Genomic DNA, 578 nt, shown 5'->3' with positions numbered 1-578 from the left:
GCCCGTCTGCCGTGGCACGTCGGCCGCCGCCGGCCCGGCGGCGGACGCCAGGCCCACCGGGATCTCCGGGCCGTTGCACTCGCGCAGCCAGCGGCGCAGCACCTGGTGCACCTGCTCCGCGCCCACCAGTTCGGCCGGTGGTCCCGACGCGGTGTGCGGGACCGGTGGGGACAGGACGACCGGGGACAGCAGGAAGGCGTACGACTGCTGGCCGCCCAGGCCGCCGTGGGAGCCGATCTGTGCCTCGAAGGCGTGCACCCGCCCCGTCCGGGGATCGAACGTCGAGTTGACCATGATGTCCGCGACATGCGGGAACGTGTCCGTGCGCCGTACGGCGTCCGCCGCCCCGGTCCCCATCGCCGCGAGCGGCCCCTCCCCGTCGCGGAGTTCCGCCACCGGGACCTCCACCCCGCCCCGGCCGAGCACCACCGAGCCGTGCGCCTCGCTGCGTACCAGCAGGAAGCCGATCCCCGGATGGTCGGCCAGCGTCGGCAGCAGCGCCGGGTGGCGCGCGTCCATCTGCTCGCGGCTCATCCGGCCCGGCACGTCGGGGAAGGAGACCAGCGCCAGGTTGCCGG

At 75.6% G+C, this 578-nt stretch carries 1 pseudogene; it reads right to left on the bottom strand.

The features are described from left to right. Positions 1 to 578 (bottom strand): annotated as a pseudogene (locus tag GT042_RS35675) (hypothetical protein); the annotation flags it as partial.

The organism is Streptomyces sp. SID3212 (assembly GCF_009865405.1).
Classification (GTDB): Bacteria; Actinomycetota; Actinomycetes; order Streptomycetales; family Streptomycetaceae; genus Streptomyces.
Note: the sequence above shows the minus strand (reverse complement) of the source record. Positions and strands in the feature narration are given on the sequence as shown.